At 51.0% G+C, this 15,218-nt stretch carries 13 protein-coding genes and 2 pseudogenes; 6 read left to right on the top strand and 9 right to left on the bottom strand.

Annotated elements, in window-relative coordinates; all coding sequences use genetic code 11:
- Positions 1 to 72: 72 nt before the first annotated feature.
- The 7 genes from ACQ86O_RS25990 to sdeX form a co-directional block, all read right to left on the bottom strand.
- Positions 73 to 276 (bottom strand): HHA domain-containing protein, encoded by a 204-nt coding sequence (locus ACQ86O_RS25990; protein ID WP_431223464.1) that lies wholly within the window; start codon positions 274 to 276, stop codon positions 73 to 75.
- Positions 277 to 326: 50 nt separating this feature from the next.
- Complete coding sequence (tomB, locus tag ACQ86O_RS25985) at positions 327 to 695, bottom strand: Hha toxicity modulator TomB (protein WP_431223463.1); 369 nt, start codon at positions 693 to 695, stop codon at positions 327 to 329.
- A 157-nt stretch (positions 696 to 852) separates the two neighbouring features.
- Positions 853 to 1,206: a hypothetical protein gene (locus tag ACQ86O_RS25980; protein ID WP_431223462.1), complete on the bottom strand. Its 354-nt coding sequence runs from the start codon at positions 1,204 to 1,206 to the stop codon at positions 853 to 855.
- A 226-nt stretch (positions 1,207 to 1,432) separates the two neighbouring features.
- Positions 1,433 to 1,573, bottom strand: a complete 141-nt coding sequence (gene ykgO, locus ACQ86O_RS25975; protein ID WP_431225831.1) for a type B 50S ribosomal protein L36 — start codon at positions 1,571 to 1,573, stop codon at positions 1,433 to 1,435.
- A 12-nt stretch (positions 1,574 to 1,585) separates the two neighbouring features.
- Positions 1,586 to 1,843 carry a type B 50S ribosomal protein L31 gene (locus tag ACQ86O_RS25970; RefSeq protein WP_431223461.1) on the bottom strand — a complete coding sequence of 86 codons (258 nt, stop codon included), beginning with the start codon at positions 1,841 to 1,843 and terminating at the stop codon, positions 1,586 to 1,588.
- Positions 1,844 to 2,002: 159 nt separating this feature from the next.
- Positions 2,003 to 5,149: a multidrug efflux RND transporter permease subunit AcrB gene (gene acrB, locus ACQ86O_RS25965; RefSeq protein ID WP_431223460.1), complete on the bottom strand. Its 3,147-nt coding sequence runs from the start codon at positions 5,147 to 5,149 to the stop codon at positions 2,003 to 2,005.
- 17 nt (positions 5,150 to 5,166) lie between these two features.
- Entirely contained in the window at positions 5,167 to 6,363 is a 1,197-nt protein-coding gene (gene sdeX, locus ACQ86O_RS25960; RefSeq protein WP_431223459.1) for a multidrug efflux RND transporter periplasmic adaptor subunit SdeX, read from the bottom strand.
- 140 nt (positions 6,364 to 6,503) lie between these two features.
- On the opposite strand from sdeX, the gene acrR reads away from it, so the two are divergent.
- From acrR to mscK, 3 genes and pseudogenes are all read left to right on the top strand, one after another.
- The gene (gene acrR / locus ACQ86O_RS25955; protein WP_431223458.1) at positions 6,504 to 7,166 is read left to right on the top strand and encodes a multidrug efflux transporter transcriptional repressor AcrR; all 663 of its coding nucleotides are present in this window, start codon (positions 6,504 to 6,506) and stop codon (positions 7,164 to 7,166) included.
- A gap of 14 nt (positions 7,167 to 7,180) precedes the next feature.
- Complete coding sequence (locus ACQ86O_RS25950) at positions 7,181 to 7,534, top strand: DsrE/DsrF/TusD sulfur relay family protein (protein ID WP_431223457.1); 354 nt, start codon at positions 7,181 to 7,183, stop codon at positions 7,532 to 7,534.
- 95 nt (positions 7,535 to 7,629) lie between these two features.
- Positions 7,630 to 11,000: pseudogene (gene mscK, locus ACQ86O_RS25945) on the top strand (mechanosensitive channel MscK).
- Positions 11,001 to 11,015: 15 nt separating this feature from the next.
- Here the strand turns inward: mscK and rsmS are convergent.
- On the bottom strand, positions 11,016 to 11,195 hold the full coding sequence (rsmS, locus tag ACQ86O_RS25940; RefSeq protein ID WP_431223456.1) for a pleiotropic regulatory protein RsmS: 180 nt from the start codon (positions 11,193 to 11,195) through the stop codon (positions 11,016 to 11,018).
- A 126-nt stretch (positions 11,196 to 11,321) separates the two neighbouring features.
- Complete coding sequence (gene priC / locus ACQ86O_RS25935; protein ID WP_431223455.1) at positions 11,322 to 11,858, bottom strand: primosomal replication protein PriC; 537 nt, start codon at positions 11,856 to 11,858, stop codon at positions 11,322 to 11,324.
- 812 nt (positions 11,859 to 12,670) lie between these two features.
- On the opposite strand from priC, the gene ACQ86O_RS25930 reads away from it, so the two are divergent.
- From ACQ86O_RS25930 to ACQ86O_RS25920, 3 genes and pseudogenes are all read left to right on the top strand, one after another.
- The gene (locus ACQ86O_RS25930) at positions 12,671 to 12,973 is read left to right on the top strand and encodes an urease subunit gamma (RefSeq protein WP_431223454.1); all 303 of its coding nucleotides are present in this window, start codon (positions 12,671 to 12,673) and stop codon (positions 12,971 to 12,973) included.
- A gap of 76 nt (positions 12,974 to 13,049) precedes the next feature.
- Positions 13,050 to 13,435, top strand: a pseudogene (ureB, locus tag ACQ86O_RS25925) (urease subunit beta).
- A gap of 35 nt (positions 13,436 to 13,470) precedes the next feature.
- Positions 13,471 to 15,189, top strand: a complete 1,719-nt coding sequence (locus tag ACQ86O_RS25920; protein WP_431223453.1) for an urease subunit alpha — start codon at positions 13,471 to 13,473, stop codon at positions 15,187 to 15,189.
- The last annotated feature ends 29 nt before the right edge of the window (positions 15,190 to 15,218 follow it).

The following is a 15,218-nucleotide window of genomic DNA, read 5'->3' as shown; positions in this document are numbered from 1 at the left end:
TTTAAGATAATACCTAATCAGCACATCCATTGAAGCCGATAGTATTATCGGCTCAACGCGATGTTACTTTGATTATCTTACGAATTTCCAAACGGCAACCGGAATTTTATCGTATAGCTTGTTCATGGTCAGTTCTGCAAGGCGGTGATCCGCCGCAGAGTAGAACAACTCCAACTCATCGTTAGACAGTTCGTACTTATTTTTCTCGATCACGCGCTCGAGGGTGTCAATCGTGGTGCATTTACGCAAACGCATCAGATAGTCAATTTTTGTCATGGTAACCTTTAATCTTATTAACCGTAAAATTGCTTGAGGATAATTATCCCCTAAGTTTTCATCGTGGTACAGATGCCCTCTCCTGAGAACATTCTGAATATTCGCGCTTTGGTTTTTTGCCAGCGGCGCAAATCGGAGTCATTAATGCCATAACTGCTAAACAGTGTATAGGTATCGTCGAGGTACTCTTCGACTAACTCCGACAAATCACTTTCGTCCATGTATTTAATTTTAAAACTCATTACAAACGAAGCAATATGTTCAATCAGCTCATTAAGCTGAAGATTGACGGCAGACGTCGGATCGTTCACCCAACCGTGGTGGCTGTCACCCAAGGTAGCGATACCTTCGTCATACAGATTTTCACACAAGAATTTGAGTTGAGCAATATCATGCCTTTTAGGCGAATACTCATCCATATCATCCCCCGCCAGTCTTAATTTCGGTGTTGATAACACTCTGTGAGTACACTGACTTACATCATATGCATAGGATGTTTAACACTGCTTTAATAAACCCTCTGCTTTTTAAATATAAATCATTTTTTGCCATCTAGCCTGTTACTATTACCTAAACTTACAATTCATCAACAGTTGATGGGTGCGAGTTATCGATTACATCAAACAACAAACCTTTTTCCGTCACGGTAAAAGTGACAGTGCCTTTAATGTTTTCGTCACTGCTGATATCCAGGCAGGCATTAGAAATTGACCATTTATAACGGTAACTCATTGAATGCTCGTTATTGCCGAGGTTTTTAATCTCAATAATCTCTAATGAACCTTCGGTATAATGCGCATTCTCTGAATAAAAAACCAATCCACTGGTCAGTACGGGGACTCGCTCAGTTAATTGATCTTCGATCACTTTCTCTAATTGTACGACAGAAAGTGTGCCTACTTCAGAACTACAGGGCAGTGTAACTCGCATTGGATTCAGGTTTATTGCACGCTCTGTGACTATCTTACTCCTTTTCTTCCCTGGATGGGCAACCTTTTCGCTGAATAGGATTTTTTCAGTTTTTGGCTAGGTGTCAGCCGGGCCAGGCTTGCCGTTCCTTTATCCCGAGCTATACGGCACTGACCTGGAGCCTGCCCTATAAAAAAGCCCCGTTGAACAACAACGAGGCTTTGGCGGCGGTTGGCACTTTCAGATATTAACGCTTTTTCTTACGTCCCTGTACCGCCTTGAAACGCGGGTTGGACTTGCAGATAACAAAGATACGCCCGTGGCGGCGCACAACTTTGCAATCTGGATGGCGATTCTTCGCCGAGCGTAATGAACTCAAAACCTGCATCATGAACTCCCGTTATTTTCTGCTGCCGACCAAATGGCCAAAGCGTTGTTGGAATCGTGCGGTACTGCCTTCTTTGGAGAACTCTTTCTGTTTACCTGTGTAGTAAGGGTGCGAAGCAGAGGAGACGTCAATCGTGACGTAAGGCCAGCTTTCACCATCAAGTTCCACGGTGCGATCGGTTTTGATGGTGGACCCCACTTTGAAGTAGGTATCAGCGCTTAGATCGTGAAATACCACAGTTCGATAATCTGGATGTATGCCTGTTTTCATGATGGACTCAATTGTGATGTTATAATGTAACATTAATTATGCGCCACCCTGATACCAGGATCAACCACAAAGTGGACTAAATGAGAGTTGTTTGCATTAAGTTACTGACAGACAAAGAAAAGGCCGCATAAGCGGCCTTTGAAGGTAACAGAGAAAATATCAGTGATGTTCAACCGGATGGCTGTGCTCAATGTCTTCAGACTTTTTGCTGAAGCGGCGGCGAACCACCACAAAGAACACAGGCACAAAGAAGATCGCGAGCACGGTTGCGGTTACCATCCCGCCCATTACGCCGGTACCTACCGCGTTCTGAGCACCAGAGCCTGCGCCACTGCTGATAACCAGCGGCATTACCCCGAGGATGAAGGCCAGCGAGGTCATCAGGATTGGACGCAGACGCATACGTACCGCTTCCAAGGTCGACTCAATCAGCCCTTTGCCTTCTTTATCCATCAGATCTTTGGCGAATTCGACGATTAATATCGCGTTCTTCGCCGACAGCCCAATGGTTGTCAGCAGGCCCACCTGGAAGTAAACATCGTTTTCCAACCCACGCAAGGTGGCAGCCAGTAGCGCACCAATAACCCCCAGCGGCACAACCAGCATAACGGAGAACGGAATCGACCAGCTCTCGTAAAGAGCTGCCAGACACAGGAATACCACGATCAGTGAGATGGCATACAGTGACGGCGCCTGGTTGCCGGACAAGCGTTCCTGATAGGACATGCCCGTCCAGTCATAACCCACGCCGCTCGGCAGTTTTGCCGCCAACTCTTCCATCATGTTCATCGCTTCACCGGTACTCTTGCCCGGCGCAGCCTGACCCAGGATTTCCATTGATGGCAGACCGTTATAGCGTTCCAGACGTGGTGAACCGAATTCCCATCTCGCAGAGGAGAAGGCAGAGAACGGTACCATCTGGCCGGTACTGCCACGAACATACCAGTTATTAATATCACTCGGCAGCATACGGAATGGCGCTTGTGCCTGCACGTAAACTTTCTTCACACGACCACGGTCGATAAAGTCGTTCACGTAGGAGCCGCCCAGCGCGGTGCCAATAGTGGTATTGATATCTGTCAGAGAAACGCCCAGTGCCTGTGCTTTCTCCTGATCGATTTCCAGCTTGAACTGCGGAGTATCTTCCAACCCGTTCGGGCGCATGCCGGTCAGCAAATCAGGATGCTCTGCCGCCATACCTAACAGTTGGTTACGTGCTTCCGTCAGTTTTTCGTGGCCCAGGTTGCCCTGATCGATCAGCTGGAAGTCGAAGCCGGTCGCCGTACCCAGTTCCACAATGGCTGGCAGGTTAAAGGCAAACACCAGGCCGTCTTTGATCTGCGAGAAGGCACCCATTGCGCGGCCAGCAATGGCCGGAACTTTGTTAGCTTCACCGCTACGTTCAGACCAATCTTTCAGGCTGATAAACGCCAAGCCGGTGTTCTGGCCCTGGCCGCTGAAACCGAAACCGTTAACGGTAAACACCGAATTAACGTTGTCTTTTTCTTTGGTCAGGAAGTACTCATTAACCTCTTCCAACACTTTCTGGGTACGTTCCTGAGTCGCGCCCGCTGGCATTTGCACCATGGTTAACAGGATACCCTGGTCTTCATCCGGCAGGAACGAGGAGGGCAGGCGCAGGAACAGCAGGGCCATGCCAACCACGATCAGCAGGTAAATCACCAGATAACGCCCGGTACTGCGCAGGATGTTCGCCACGCTGTCGGTATAGTGGTGTGTGCTCTTCTCAAACATGCGGTTGAACCAGCCAAAGAAGCCGGTCTTGATGCCGTGATCGCCTTTCGGGATCGGTTTGAGCATGGTGGCACACAGCGCTGGCGTCAGGATTAACGCCACCAACACCGACAGCACCATGGCGGAAACAATGGTAATCGAGAACTGGCGGTAGATTGCCCCGGTTGATCCGCCAAAGAAGGCCATCGGAATAAATACCGCTGACAGCACCATGGCGATACCGACCAAGGCGCCCTGGATCTGCTCCATCGATTTCTTGGTGGCTTCTTTTGGCGGTAGACCTTCTTCCGCCATCACACGCTCGACGTTTTCCACCACCACGATGGCGTCATCCACCAGCAGGCCTATCGCGAGCACCATGCCGAACATGGTCAGGGTGTTTATCGAGAAACCAAAGGCGGCAAGGATAGCGAACGTCCCCAGCAATACCACCGGTACCGCGATCGTTGGGATCAGCGTAGCGCGGAAGTTCTGCAAGAACAGATACATCACCAGGAATACCAGGATGATCGCTTCAATCAGGGTTTTTACCACTTCGTTAATCGAAATCTTAACGAATGGCGTGGTGTCATACGGGTAAACCACCTTCATGCTTGCAGGGAAGAACGGCTGCAGTTTGGCCAGTTCAGCCTTGACCGAAGCTGCGGTATTCAGGGCGTTGGCTCCGGTAGCCAGCTTGATACCGATACCGGCAGCAGGTTTACCGTTATACCGAGCAATAATGTTGTAGCTTTCACCGCCCAGCTCAACCTTGGCGACATCGCTCAGGCGTACCTGGGAACCGTCCGGATTGACTTTCAGCTGGATCTTGCTGAATTCCTCCGGCGAGGTCAGACGAGTCTGCGCAATGATTGATGAGTTCAACTGCTGGCCTGGTACCGGTGGCGTACCCCCGAGTTGGCCGGCTGCGATCTGGTTGTTCTGCACTTTGATCGCATTAATGACATCACCAGGCGTCAGTTGGAAGTTGTTCAGCTTATTGGGATCCAGCCAGATACGCATCGCGTATTGGGAACCAAACAGCTGGACGTCACCCACACCTGAAGTACGGCTGATAGGATCCTTGATGTTGGAGCCGACATAATCCGCGATATCTTCCTGGGTCATGCTGCCATCTTCGGAAATAAAGCCCGCGACCATCAGGAAGCTGCTGCTTGATTTCTCGACGCTGACACCTTGTTGCTGCACTTCCTGCGGCAACAGCGGCATTGCCAGTTGCAGCTTGTTCTGCACCTGAACCTGAGCGATATCCGGGTCGGTACCAGAGTTAAAAGTCAAGGTGATCTGGACGTTACCTGACGAGTCACTGCTGGAGGACATGTAAAGCAGGTTATCGATACCGTTCATATTCTGTTCGATAACCTGCGTCACGGTATCCTGCACCGTTTTAGCATCAGCGCCCGGGTAGTTTGCGGCGATCGTCACTGCCGGTGGCGCAATTGTCGGGTATTGCGCGATAGGCAGCTTCATTATCGACAGGATACCTGCCAGCATAATGATAATGGCGATTACCCAGGCAAATATAGGGCGATCTATAAAGAACTTAGCCATGTATTACCGGCTCCTTTTTATGACTTCTTCGCGGGTTCAGACGCTGCCTTTGGCTCGGCAGGCGCTTGGCTGCCAGCCTCTTGCGCTTTCACCTGCACGCCAGGTCTGATTTTCTGCAAGCCGGTGACAATAACGCGATCGCCCGGTTTCAGGCCTGCCGTCACCAGCCATTTGTCGCCAATTGCCTGAGCAGCGGTCAGCGTACGCAGTTCCACCTTGTCGTCTGCACCGACGACCATAGCGGTGGCTTCACCACGTGGGTTACGAGTGATGCCCTGTTGAGGAACCAGCAAGGCATCGCTGCGCACGCCTTCATCCAGGCGGGCACGCACGAACATGCCTGGCAGCAACCCATCGTTCGGGTTAGGGAAGATGGCACGGATGGTGATGGAACCGGTGGTTTCATCAACGGTCACGTCGGAAAACTCCAGTGAACCTTCATGCGCATATTCCTGCCCGTTCTCCAGCAGCAGTTTCACTTTGGCCTTACCGTTTTCCTGCTTCAGGGTGCCGTTGGCCAGTTCCTGTCTCAGGCGCAGGTAATCGTTGCTCGATTGGGTGACGTCGATATACATCGGGTCCAACTGTTGCACGGTTGCCAATGCGGTTGCCTGGCCACTGGTTACCAGCGCCCCTTCGGTTACGGCTGATTTACCAATGCGGCCAGAGATTGGCGAAGTCACTTTGGTGTAAGCCAGGTTAATACGTGCGGTTTCCACGGCAGCCTTGGCGGCCACGACGGCGGCATTAGCCTGCAGCAGGTTGGAGGTGGCAGTATCGTAATCCTGTTTACTGATGTAGCTGGTCCCCAGCAAAGGCTTGTAGCGGTTTACCGTCAGACGAGCGATCTCTGCGGCAGCCTGTGCTTTGGCCAAGTCGCCTTTAGCGCTGTCGTAGGCCGCCTGATAGGTCGCGGGATCGATTTGATACAGTGAAACACCGGCCTTGATATCGCTACCTTCAATAAAGTTGCGTTTCAGGATGATGCCACTCACCTGAGGACGAACTTCGGCGATGCGGTATGCTGCGGTACGGCCAGGAAGATCGGTAGTAATATTGAGAGGTTCTGCCTTCAATGTCACCACACCCACGGCAGGCGCTGCGTGTTGGGCACCTTGTTGTTGGGTTTCTTTATCGTTACATCCTGTAAGCACTAAGCTGCCTGAAAGCATCAGAACTGCCGCCAGAGGCGTTAACCCTCTGTTTTTGTTCATAGAAAAACCTCAAGTGTCCGATTTCAAAATGATCAATGGATCACAAGCTTTTAAACCCATTGCTGCGTTAATTTTATGTGCGTGCTATGGTACATACATTCGCGAATGTATGTAAATCATACCCCCTAAAAAACAACATCATGGCACGAAAAACCAAACAGCAGGCGCAGGAAACACGACAGCAGATCCTGGACGCTGCGGTGAGAGAGTTCTCAGAGCGTGGCGTTTCTGCAACGTCACTGACAGATATTGCCACTGCCGCCGGGGTTACGCGTGGTGCGATTTACTGGCACTTCAAGAATAAGGTAGACCTCTTTAATGAAGTTTGGCAGCTATCAGAATCGAAAATTGGCGATCTGGAGGTAGAGTATCAGGTAAAGTTTCCTGAGAATCCACTGCGTATTTTAAGAGAGATTCTGATTTATATTTTGGTGGCCACCGTTGATGACTCCCGCCGCCGCGCCTTGATGGAAATCGTTTTCCATAAATGCGAGTTTATCGGGGAAATGATGCCTTTATATGACGCGCGCAAGGTTCTTTATCTCGAAAGCCATGAGCGCATTGAGCGCGTGCTGCTCAACTGCGTGGAATATGGCCAACTTCCTGCCGATCTGCATACCCGCCGGGCCGCGATCCTGCTTCGGGCTTACGTCACCGGGCTGATGGAGAACTGGCTGTTTATGCCTGAAAGCTTTGATCTCAAAGCGGAGGCGAGTATCTTTGTCGATACGTTCCTCGAAATGGTGCAACTTAGCCCTTCGTTACGCGTGAACCCCTCAGCCTCAACAGATCCGCAAGTTTGATAAGGAGAATTTCTATGTCATCCCTGTTACTGATTGCCAACGGCGCAGCCTATGGTCAGGAGTCGCTGTTCAATGCGCTACGCCTGGCAATAACCCTGAAAGAGCAGCAGACCCGTCTGGATCTGAAACTGTTTCTGATGTCCGATGCGGTGGTGGCTGGTATTGCCGGGCAACAACCCCGCGAAGGCTATCATCTGCAACAGATGCTGGAAATTCTGACCGCGCAGCAGGTCCCGGTTAAGCTATGTAAAACCTGTGCTGATGCCCGGGGGATCAGCCAACTGAAACTGGCCGATGGCGTTGAGATTGGTACGCTGGTGGAGTTGGCGCAGTGGACGTTGGCTGCGGAAAAAGTGCTTACCTTCTGATTTATACCGTTCATCATCAGCAACGTTTTTGTTGTTCGTTGCCGGCCTACGGTCGTGGTAATCTTGGCGCTTCATTGTTAAAACGACGTTAAACCATGAGCCGTAGGCGCATCCTCCTATCCTGCCAAAGCGTTTCCCGGTATCCCGTTGCGGGGTTATTACGCATCATTGCCCTGTTTTTCCTGCTGTTTCTACCATTGGGTGCCTTTGCGCAAAATGACGATCTCCCCACGCGCAGTGAGATCCAGAGCCAGATCGATACGCTGAACAAGCAAAAAAACCTGACGCCGGTTGAAAAACTCTCTCAACAGGATCTGAGCCACACGCTGGAATTGCTGGATGCTATCGATCGCACCAAGCAACAGATCAATCAGCTTAAACAGCAACTTCAACAGGCACCGGCCAAGCTGCAGCAGGTGACCAGAGATTTGGACGCGCTGAAAAACCCGGACAATGAAGCGGTGACGCGGGCTGAATTATTGCCCCTGTCGTTACGCCAGCTGGAAAGCCGCCTGTATCAGACGCTGGACGATTTGCAGGGCACCCAGGAAAGCCTCTCGGCTTACAACAGCCAGCTTATTTCATTGCAGACCCAGCCCGAGCGCGTACAGAGCAGCATGTACACCGCCTCCCAGCGCTTGCAGGAGATCCGTAATCTACTCAGCAATCGTGCCCCCGGGCAGGAAACATTACGCAACAGCCAGCAGGTAATGCTCAATACCGAACAGGTACTGCTCAATGCCGAGATAGAGTTGCAGCGTCGAAGCCTGGAGGCCAATACCACGCTACAGGATCTGCTGCAAAAGCAGCGCGATTACACCACCATGAGTATTGATGCACTGGATCATCGGGTTCAGGTGTTGCAAGAGGTGGTGAACAGCAAGCGTCTGACGTTATCAGAGAAAACGGCAAAAGAAGCGCAGAACCCGGAAGACGCTTCGGATATCCAGAACGATCGGCTGGTCAGTAAAGAGCTGAGTATCAATCGCCAAATCAGCCAGCGGCTGATCACCGCCACCGAAGATAGCAACCGGCTGTTCCAGCAGAGTCTGCAGGTGAAAAACTGGCTCGATCGAGGCCTGCAATCAGAACAGAACCTGAAAGAGCAGATACAGGTGTTGAAAGGCAGCCTGGTGTTGTCACGCATCCTTTATCAGCAGCAGCAAAACCTGCCGCCAGGGACGCTGGTGTCAGATATGAGTGCCCATATCGCGGATTTACGGCTGGAGCAGTTTGAAATCAACCAGCAGCGTGATGAGTTGTTCAAGGGGGAGGAGTTTATCGACAAACTGGTGGCAGACAGCAAAGAGAAAGCCAGCAGCGATGTCATGGATGCCCTGAATGAAATTGTCGATATGCGCCGCGAATTGCTCGATCAACTGAACAAACAGCTCAATAATCAGCTGTCGCTGGCGATCAACCTGCAGATCAACCAGCAACAACTGAGCAGCGTTTATACTTCGGTGCAGGATACGCTGACCCAGCAGATTTTCTGGGTCAACAGCAATAAGCCGATCGACCTGGCCTGGTTGAAGGCGCTGCCGGGAGCAGTTAAACAGCAGATCGCCGGGCTGGATTTTAAATTTGAACCTGGCCAATTGCTGCTGGGTGGGCTGCGGGCGCTGGTTTTCCTGATCCCATTGCTGGTAGTGATTGGCCTACTGCGCTGGCGCTATCGCCTGATCGATGCCCACCTGCAAAAGCTGGCTAATGATGTCGGCCAACTGAAGCGTGATACGCAACTGCATACGCCAAAAGCCGTGCTGCTGACCTTGTTGAAGGTGCTGCCGGGCTCGTTGCTGATGCTCGGTGCCGGGTTCTGGTTCTATCGGGCCGAGTTCAGCATCAGTGACTTTATCTGGGCGTTGTCACAACAGCTGGCGCTGTTCTGGCTGGTGTTTGGTTTACCTTTCGTATTCTGGCTCCGGGCGGTATTTCAGAACGCCACTTTAATACTCCTGTCGACCGTTGCTCGCATTACCGCCGTCAAACTTTGCGTATAGGTCTGGCATTACTTCCGCTGATCTTCTGGTCGGTGCTGGGCGAAAAAGCGCCACTGAGATTGGTGGAGGATGTTATCGGCCAGGTGGTGGTGATCCTGACATTGTTGTTGTTAACGGTGCTGGTATTCCCTATTTGCCGCGACAGCTGGCGCGAAAAAGACACCCACAAGATGAGATTGCTGGTGGTGACCGCGCTGGCGGCTACGCCATTAATCCTGCTGGGGCTGATGTTTGCCGGTTATTTCTACACCACATTGCGTTTGGCAGGCCGCTGGATTGACACTTTGTATCTGTTCTTCCTGTGGAATATCGTTTATCTGGCGGCGATCCGTGGCCTGAGCGTTGCCGCCCGCCGCTTGGCCTATCGCCGCGCCGTAGCGCGCCGCCAGAGCCTGGTAAAGGAAAAAGAGGGGGCCGAGGGGAGCGAACCGGTGGAAGAACCGCCGTTGGCACTCGATCAAATCAACCAGCAGTCTCTGCGCTTGACCACTATGGTGTTGTTCCTGATTTTCGCCAGCGCCTTCTATGCGATTTGGTCAGACCTGGTGACGGTGATTTCCTATCTCGATAGCATCAGCCTATGGCATTACACCAGCAGCGTGGCGGGCAATGTTGTCCCGCAAGCGGTCACTCTGGGCAATATGATGGTGGCGATCGTGGCGGTCATTGTCGCCTACGTGATGACACGAAACCTGCCGGGCCTGCTGGAGGTGCTGGTGCTGTCGCGCATGCAATTAAGGCAGGGGGCGTCTTACGCCATTACCACCATTCTGACTTACCTGATCACGGCGGTAGGGACAATAGTCGCGCTTGGGTCGTTAGGGGTTTCATGGGATAAACTGCAGTGGCTGGTCGCCGCACTGTCGGTCGGGCTGGGTTTCGGTTTACAGGAGATTTTTGCCAACTTCGTTTCCGGTCTGATCATCCTGTTCGAACGCCCGGTGCGTATCGGCGATACCATCACCATCGGCACCTTCTCTGGCACGGTCAGTAAAATTCGCATTCGTGCCACCACTATCACCGATTTTGACCGCAAAGAAGTGATTATCCCCAATAAAGCGTTTGTCACCGAGCGGCTGATCAACTGGTCACTGTCAGACACCATTACCCGGGTGCTGATCAAAGTGGGGGTGGCGTATGGCTCCGATCTGGACAAGGTTAAGGCGGTGTTGCTGCAAGCCGCCCATGAGAACCCGCGTGTGATGACCGATCCTGAACCTCTGGTGTTCTTCCTTAACTTTGGTGCCAGTACGCTGGATCATGAACTGCGTTTGTATGTGCGTGAGTTGCGCGATCGCAGTTATACCGTGGATGAGCTTAACCGCTCAATCGATCGCCTGTGCCGCGAGAACGATATCAATATCGCTTTCAACCAGTTAGAAGTCTATCTGCATAACCAGCAGGGGAATGAAGTGCAGGAAGTCAGTCGTAAGCAAAAACCGGGCAATCAACCCGCGGTATAGCTTGGCGGGCCAGCGTTATTGGCCCGCTGGTAAATAAGGTGATGTGATCCCTGCGCGCTGTATCTTCTCCTGATAATCCTGTCTGACAATATCCAGGGCGGCCAAGGCAGTCGTTGGGTCGATCTCGTTACATTCCAGCAGGTAAATCAAGTCTACCGCCAGTTGCAGTTCTGGGGAGGCATTTTCTAGCGACATAAGTCCAACGTTTGAATGAGTGAGTAGGGTTACCCACCTCACCGGGTGAGAGGGTGTCCGTTTGGGGTGAGTATAGTGAACATGAAGCGAGGAGGGGAATAATCATTAAAATAATGTGATAAATCTTCAAAAACCGTTTTCTTTTCGCTCGATACTGCGTTCAATTCTTGCCAATGCCTGCCGGCAACGAACCAGTCTGCCTTCGAATGCCGCCAGTTCCTGCTGCATTTTCTTTTGCGCCGCAAAGGTGGTTTGCTGGCCCAGCAAGCTTTCACGATCCTGGATCATGGCTATCAGACGGCGTTCATAATCCTGATGCTCGGCAAGCTTATGGTACAGATCGACGTCTGCCACTTCTTTCGGCTGATTTTTGCGCCGCAGCGTCTGGGTTGCCAATTCACGCTGCAATGCGGTGAGCTGGGCCACCAGTTTTTCCGCCAGAAAGGCGACATGGGAAGTGCGGTTATCCTTTACCGCTGTTTGCAACTGGGTAAAGTTCTTTTGTACTTCGGCCAGATAATCTCGCAGCCTGGTGCCATGATTGGAAAAAAGCGCCGCGTCAAACCGCGCCTGCGGGATCGGGGCATCGCCGCGTGGTTGAACTTCGCTGGCTAAAGCGGCGATCTGTTGTTCAAGCGCCTGTAAAAAGCGGTGCGTACTCACGGAAGATCCTTTAATAAGGCAGTTTGTGCTTAAGCTTGCCCGTGAAAGGGTTATGAAACAAGTAGCAAATGCTGCCTGCCTGCCTGCGTTGCCGGAGCCTGTAATATTTGGTAACGGGCGGGATGGTTTTCCATTTTACTTTCGTTTATTCACTATATCAACAATACGCCAGCTAAGCGCATTAAATAAACCTAATAAAATTCATTAAGAAAATTCCCAACGAGTTTAATTAATGTACTTTATATTTGTTTGTTATTTTTTCTGTAAATAATTTTTCTATCTGCTTATAAATCAAAAAATTAATATATGTTCATGGCCGGAGGTAGAGGACAGAACTTATCCGTAAGCGGTGATGCGTTTGATTTGGTTTTAATATCAACAAAAACAATAAGTTATTTATTTACGGGCTGACGGGGAATGTTTTAATGTCACTCCTGGTGCGTAAAAGACGTAACCCTTTATGATGAATATATAAAGGGGTTTTTCCCGCTCGAACGCACCGTTATCATTAATATTGGTTTTTATTTAAGTTGTTGTTTTTAAATTTAATTATTGGATTTTTTCACGATTTTCGACGACGCCGCTCATATCTTAATGGTATAAAAAAAGCAGTTAAGCAAATAAATTTATCTATAGCAGCCCTGACATGTTTTTTTTAGTGTCTATATTTTTATAACGGCCTCATAGCATCTATACCCGTAAGCATTATTCAGAATTAAATGGGCATGGCAGGGTTTTGCTGTTTTTGAAAAGATGTCGCCGTCAGCAACAACGCTTTGACCGAATCATATTATCAGATGGGCGGAGGAAACATGCAATTAACACCAAGAGAAATCGAAAAGCTGATGGTATACACCTTGGCTGACGTTGCCATGAAACGAAAAAATAAAGGTTTAAAACTCAACCACCCAGAGGCTGTCTCCATTATTACCGTTACGGCAATGGAGGGCGCCAGGGAGGGTAAAACGCTCGAGGATGTGATGAAGGAAGCGCGCACGGTACTCACCAAAGAAGATGTCATGGAGGGCGTTGCCGATCTGATACCGCATGTTCAAGTTGAAGCCATTTTCACCGATGGCAGTCGGCTAGTGACCGTTCATGACCCAATTCAATGATTCATGAAAAATTTACCTAAACATGAGGATATCACGATGAAAAAAGCCCGCCAAGGCCTCCGGAACTGAGGTTGCTATCGGTGGTTATATCCTGGCCGCTGACCCGATTGTGTTTAACCAAGACAAGCCCGTAACCAAAATCAAAGTGAAAAATACGGGTGACCGCCCTATTCAGGTGGGTTCGCACTTCCACTTTTTGAAGTGAACAAGCTATTGGATTTCGATCGCAGTCAGGCCTTTGGCAAGCGATTGAACATCGCCGCCACTACCGCCATTCGTTTTGAGCCAGGCGATGAAATTTCCGTCGAGCTTATTCCCTATGGCGGGAAGCAAACCGTTTATGGCTTTAACAACCTGGTAGATGGCTGGGTAGGCACCGTCGGCGACAGTCGTAATAGCGCCGTCGCACCAGACAGCGTGCTGCAAAACGCCATTAAATGCGGGTTCAAATCCTCTAAATAAACCTACTTGCCTGTAGCACGATCCTGGAGAAGAGCATGCCTACGATTTCAAGAAAAGAGTATGTCAGCCTGTTCGGGCCAACCGTCGGCGATAAAATCCGCTTGGGTGAAACTGATTTATATATCGAAATAGAAAAAGATCTCAGAGGCTACGGTGACGAATCAGTCTACGGTGGCGGCAAATCGTTGCGTGATGGCATGGGGGCGAATAACAACCTTACCCGTGATAATGGCGTGCTTGATCTTGTCATTACCAACGTCACCATTCTGGATGCCAAACTGGGTGTCGTAAAGGCGGATGTGGGGATTAAAAACGGCCTGATCGTCGGCATCGGTAAAAGTGGTAACCCAGGGATCATGGATGGCGTTACCGCCAACATGATCGTTGGTCTCAGCACCGATGCTATTTCGGGTGAACATCTGATCCTGACCGCTGCCGGTATCGACAGCCATATCCATTTAATCTCTCCCCAGCAGGCTTATGCCGCACTGTCTAACGGCGTAGCGACCTTCTTTGGTGGTGGGATTGGGCCGACTGACGGCACCAACGGCACCACGGTGACCCCAGGCCCATGGAACATCCGCTCAATGCTGCGTGCCTTTGAAGGGATCCCGGTCAATATCGGGCTGCTGGGCAAAGGCAATGCCTACGGCAGAGCACCTCTTGAAGAGCAGATTATTGCCGGCGTATCCGGCCTGAAAGTCCACGAAGACTGGGGCGCAACCCCCAATGCGCTGCGTCACTCTCTCCGTATTGCCGATGAGATGGATATTCAAGTGTCCGTGCACACCGATAGCCTCAATGAGGCCGGTTATGTCGAGAACACCATTGAAGCCTTTGAGGGCCGTACTATCCACACCTTCCACACCGAAGGGGCCGGTGGCGGCCATGCGCCGGATATCATCAAGGTGGCCAGCCAGCTCAATGTCCTGCCGAGCTCGACCAACCCTACGCTGCCATTCGGTATCAACAGCCAGGCTGAGCTGTTCGACATGATTATGGTCTGCCACAACCTGAACCCTAACGTGGCGGCGGATGCTTCCTTTGCGGAGAGCCGTGTGCGCCCGGAAACCATAGCGGCAGAAAACGTGCTGCATGACATGGGGGTGATCTCCATGTTCTCCAGTGACTCCCAAGCCATGGGGCGTGTGGGTGAAAACTGGTTACGTTTAGTGCAAACCGCCCATGCCATGAAAGTTTCGCGTGGGAAGCTGCCGGAAGACAGTGAAGGCAATGACAACTTCCGCGTGCTGCGCTATGTCGCCAAACTGACCATTAATCCGGCAATTACTCAAGGAGTAAGCCATGTTATCGGTTCAGTCGAGGTCGGTAAGATGGCTGACCTGGTGCTGTGGGATCCTCGCTTCTTTGGTGCCAAACCGAAGATGGTGATCAAAGGGGGCATGATTAACTGGTCACTGATGGGCGACCCGAACGCCTCGTTGCCGACGCCTCAGCCAGTGTTTTATCGCCCCATGTTCGGCGCGATGGGGAAAACCCTGCAAGACACTTGCGTCACCTTTGTCTCACAAGCGGCCCTGGATGATGGCGTCAAGGAAAAGGCCGGTCTGGAACGCCAGGTTATGGCTATCCAGAACTGCCGCTCGATCACCAAACACGATCTGGTACGTAATTCAGAGACGCCAACCATTGAAGTCGATCCGGAAACTTTTGCGGTAAAAGTCGATGGCAAACATGCGACCTGCGAACCGATCACGACGGCGGTCATGAACCAGAAGTTCTTCTTTGGTTAATTACCCTGTTCATGACATCTAATCCAAGG

It is taken from the genome of Serratia sp. L9, assembly GCF_050632285.1.
Taxonomy (GTDB): domain Bacteria; phylum Pseudomonadota; class Gammaproteobacteria; order Enterobacterales; family Enterobacteriaceae; genus Chania.
Note: the sequence above shows the minus strand (reverse complement) of the source record. Positions and strands in the feature narration are given on the sequence as shown.